This window comes from Brenneria roseae subsp. roseae (genome assembly GCF_003115845.1).
In the GTDB taxonomy this organism is placed as follows: domain Bacteria; phylum Pseudomonadota; class Gammaproteobacteria; order Enterobacterales; family Enterobacteriaceae; genus Brenneria; species Brenneria roseae.
Genome location: NZ_KZ819049.1, coordinates 1 through 4,389, shown reverse-complemented (window position 1 = coordinate 4,389; position 4,389 = coordinate 1). Strand labels below are relative to the sequence as shown.

Below are 4,389 nucleotides of genomic sequence, written 5' to 3'. Positions count from 1 at the left end.
TGGTGTCGGAGATCTGTCCGGCGGCGACATGGGTGATCTGCCGTTCGGCGCCGCTGCCGCCCACGCTGACGACATCCCCCGCCGTAGGGGTTCCGCCCGCAAAGTTATAGGTTGTACCGTTTAATGTTGTTGAAGCGGTGGCATTTGCTGCTGAAACCGTCGAGTTATCACCCAGCACCACGGCGCCATCGAGTCCGGTGCCGATGCTGATGTTATTGCCCAGTGCGAATGCGTTATTCGCGTCGATGGTGTTGTCGTTACCGATGGAGTATGAACCTGTGCCGGTAACGACTGACGGATCGCCAATCGCCCCGGAGTTGTTCCCCGATACGGTATTGCCAGTACCGATGCTGATGCTATTTGTTCCTGTCGCGGTGCTTGAGGTGCCAATAGCAACGGCGTTGCTGCCTGCCGTTGTCGCATCCCCCATTGCAATACCATAGGTATCATTGGCCAGCGATCCCCGGCCGATCGCGATAGCGGACGTTGCTGTCGCGCTACTTTGTCCGCCAATGGCAATGCCGTTCTCACCGCTCGTGGCAGCCGAGCCCGATGCATTGCGTCCGATAGCCACACCGCCGGCGCCCGATACGGATGTTCCCGCCCCCAACGCCGTGCCGTTAGCCGCCGTGACGCTGCTATTCTGCCCGATAGCCGATCCGGTGGTGGAGGTTGCGTTCACGTTAGCGCCTTGCCCTACTGCCAAACCGCCGGCGCCCGCTACGGATGTTCCCGCCCCCAACGCCGTGCCGTTAGCTGCCGTGACGCTGCTAGTCTGCCCAAAAGCCGACCCGGAGGTGGAGGCTGCGTTCACGTTCGAGCCTTGTCCCACTACGGTTGCGCCGGCAGCCAGCGCTGAGGCTTGTCGTCCCAGGGCGACTGAGTTCGAGCCGGTTGACGATGCGGCATCGCCAATTGCGACACCGAAATTGGAAGCGCTTCCGCCACTGCCTGCGGCAATGGCGATAGAAAATGCACCGCAAGTCACGGTTCCGCTTGCCCCAGTGCCTGTCGCACTGGAGCTTCCTATTTGATCGATCTGAATACAGGTGCCGGCCCATGCGGAACCCGTTGAGGCAATGGATAAAAAAAACAGTGCGGATTTTACCGTTGTGGCGCTTGATTTGGATTTCTTCTTTCTGCCTGATAATTCAGATACGGCAGTCCAGGTATTGGTGGCAACATTCCAGATAACTAAATAAATTTTATTCATAATTTTTTTTGGCACAAGCCAACCTCCGATAATTCAGAGAGCAGAACTCACTGGGATTACCTTGAATAAGGATAGTTAGTTAACAAAGTGAAAAATCAAATAAAATTAAAATAGTTGTGTGTAGTCAATCCTCCTGACGCGCATAGAAATGCAGCAAGGACACCGCCACGCTTTTTATGCGTGGATAGCATTCCTTATGATGGAATTAAAATTAATTTATTGATAATCAAATAGTAATTAAATGAATATCAATGAAACATATACTCGAAAAAAGATTACAAATTATTTCATTATGAAACTTAGTTTAAGTTTTATGTAAATTCCAGTAAAAAAGTCAAAGATTTTATTTTTGTAAAAAAAGAAAATATATTCAATAAGTTATGAAAATAAAGGAAGAGGTTATAGTGACGGTAATATTCGCCTCATTGACGCTTTTAGCTCCTTTATTGACACAGGAGCCTAACCATCATGTATCAGATATGAGGGAAACAGTAACATTCTGATCATGGCGTTCGTCAGTCGTTAGATTTATCCAATGGAGGGAAAATGGAATATTTATAAATAATTATATTGACAATTAATTAGCTTATTAACTTTTATTCTACCTATTGGCTCGAAAAAATGTTGAAGCAACCTACGCTAGGTTGCGAGTCTGAGATTAATTTAAATCATAAAATGTGTTTGCAGTTATGGTGGATTTTTTACCGCTATGCTGAGATTGCAGTCTTATGAGAAAGTGTAGTGGTCAACTAAAACTGGCCACCGCATTAGCGTTTTTCCAAAACCGTTTTTCCGATTCGTTTGGCGGTAATCCACCGTTATAGTCATGCGGCCTGAGTGCACTGTAATACCTCTCGATGTATTCCATGATTGCGTGGGTAGCGTCGTTGAAGCTCACGTATCCCGTTACAGATATCCACTCATTTTTCAGACTTCTGAACAAGCGCTCCATCGGGTTGTTCCCAACAGTTTCCGCGCCGACTCATACTTTATCCGGTATCGCCACAGTAACTGTCGGAGCCGCCAGCTTGTGTTGTTAGCGTGTCTTATTTAACGCTATACGCGGCGGATGATATTCCCCCTAAAATATTGTCATATATTATGTCATTTTGTTGATTTATTTTATTTTCTTTACAAATTAAACACGTCTATTTTCTTGACAAAACAACGCTGCTGTTTTTATCTTTGAGCAGGAAATGGATGTTAATAGCGCATGCTGAGGAAATAAAGATTTTTATTACTTATTATGCCGTTAGCATTAAGGTTTGTGATCTTTTGGATTTGATGAATGCACGAAAACTCTTATCCAGACAAGGTTACTGCAACAGTAATTAATGAGGTATTTTAAATGAACGCTAAACAGTGGCTATATACTGTGTTTTTTTTGATGAGTATACTTTCGATAAGTGCATTCGCTAAAGAACGTGAAAATTACCTGTATACTTCTTCTGATGATATAGAGAAACTTTATCCTTTATTAACCCGCCAGGACATTACCGGGGTGCAGATAGTCTATAACTGGAAGCAGTTGGAAGTTGCGCCGGGGAAGTATGATTTTTCCATGATAGAAAAGGATCTTACTCTGCTGCGGAAAATCAATAAAAAAATGTTTTTGCAGATTCAGGATCGATTTTTTGAACCGCAAGCCCGTTATATCCCACAATATTTGTTAGACGACCCTCAATATGCTGGCGGCCTGGTGGAACAACAGGATAATCCGGGAGAAGGTAAATCGCAGGCTATGGGGTGGGTGGCGGTTCAATGGAATGATGCATTGAGAACGCGTTATCAAAAATTGATTTCTGCCTTAGCGCAGACATTTGATGGCAGAATTGAAGGTATAAACTTACCTGAAACGGCGATTGATATAGATATCAAGCATGATAAAACGGGTTTTAGCTGTGATAAATACTATGCGGCTACGCTTGATAACTTAAAATTCACTCGCTCGGTGTTTAAAAAATCTCATGTCGTGCAATATGTGAATTTTTGGCCGTGCGAATGGGACAACGATCATAAATATATGTCTCGCCTTTTCCAATTCGCGAAAGATAATAATATAGGTCTGGGTGGGCCGGATATTGTTCCTCATAAAAAGGCACAGATGCACAACTCATATCCTTATTTTAATCGCTATAAAAATAAACTGCCATTAGTTGCCATGGCAGTACAGGAACCGACATTAACTTATATTAATCCGGTCACGCATAAAAAATTTTCCAGGGAAGAGTTTGTTGATTTCGCTGAAAATTATCTGGGAGCAGACATTATCTTCTGGAGCGTTGATTCGCCATGGTTGAGTGGAAAAAATTGAGTGAAAATTAGATCCAGGCGCAGCGTTACGTTTTTTGTACAATCTGGTGTTGAATGTTAGATGTCCATCTTTCTCCTTTCATACGTGGTTTAACTGCAAGAGGTGACGAATAATGAGTCGTGGTGAACTAGAACAGTTGCTGACCGATTATCCGTTAGTTAAGAAAATGAGGGATCTGGAGACGGTCGATTGGTTTAATCCCCGGATCACAACGTTACAGGAAGGGTTGCCCTTTGTCGGTCTTACCGCTCAGGATGTTACGCGGCCGAAGCACGTTTGAGACGCTTCGCTCCTTATCTATGTAAGGTATTTCCGGAAACGCAACCTACAAACGGGATTATTGAATCCGAGATTATTACGATTCCGCATATGCAGAGTTCGTTATCTTCACGTTATTCAACCCGGATAGAAGGCTGCTGCTGAAAAAAGACAGTCATTTACCTATTTCTGGCTCTATCAAAGCGCGCGGCGGGATCTATGTTATCTATGCGAGGAAAAACTGGCCGGAGATCCTCATTGGCGGTGGTACCTAAAAACCGGAGGGACTACAGGTAAGCAACCGACCTTTATCTCTGTCAATGTGCCCTAAAAATTCATGGTAGCGTTCAAAGGGAAGGGCAGGACGATGCTGGCGTTTATCTGTGTTAACGGCACCTGACATTTCCTGAGCGGGATTGTAGTCGATGATTCCCTGCTGAACGGCATAAGAATAAGTCTCTGAACGTGAGGCAAAACAACGTGCTTATGAAGTGACTCTAAAGGTTACTCAAGGTAAAAGGCCAAAATTATAAGCTCAGAATCTTCAGAGTTAGCTAAAGAGCGAGCGGCTAAACGCACTGTTGAAGATCTAAATTGGATGTTC

Annotated in this window: 2 protein-coding genes and 3 pseudogenes; 2 read left to right on the top strand and 3 right to left on the bottom strand. The window is 44.7% G+C overall.

Going from position 1 to position 4,389, the window contains the following annotated elements; genetic code table 11:
- Both DDT52_RS20710 and DDT52_RS20705 read right to left on the bottom strand, forming a co-directional pair.
- On the bottom strand, positions 1–1,213 hold a 1,213-nt coding region (locus tag DDT52_RS20710; protein ID WP_281728912.1), incomplete at its 3' end, for an ESPR-type extended signal peptide-containing protein.
- Between the two features lie 745 nt (positions 1,214–1,958).
- A pseudogene (locus tag DDT52_RS20705) lies at positions 1,959–2,245 on the bottom strand (integrase core domain-containing protein); the annotation flags it as partial.
- A gap of 316 nt (positions 2,246–2,561) precedes the next feature.
- Between DDT52_RS20705 and DDT52_RS20700 the strand changes: the two are divergent.
- Both DDT52_RS20700 and DDT52_RS20695 read left to right on the top strand, forming a co-directional pair.
- Positions 2,562–3,527: a hypothetical protein gene (locus DDT52_RS20700; protein WP_136157985.1), complete on the top strand. Its 966-nt coding sequence runs from the start codon at positions 2,562–2,564 to the stop codon at positions 3,525–3,527.
- Between the two features lie 112 nt (positions 3,528–3,639).
- A pseudogene (locus tag DDT52_RS20695) lies at positions 3,640–4,018 on the top strand (D-serine ammonia-lyase); the annotation flags it as partial.
- A gap of 59 nt (positions 4,019–4,077) precedes the next feature.
- On the opposite strand, the pseudogene DDT52_RS21340 reads toward DDT52_RS20695, so the two are convergent.
- A pseudogene (locus tag DDT52_RS21340) lies at positions 4,078–4,233 on the bottom strand (tyrosine-type recombinase/integrase); the annotation flags it as partial.
- Positions 4,234–4,389: the final 156 nt, after the last annotated feature.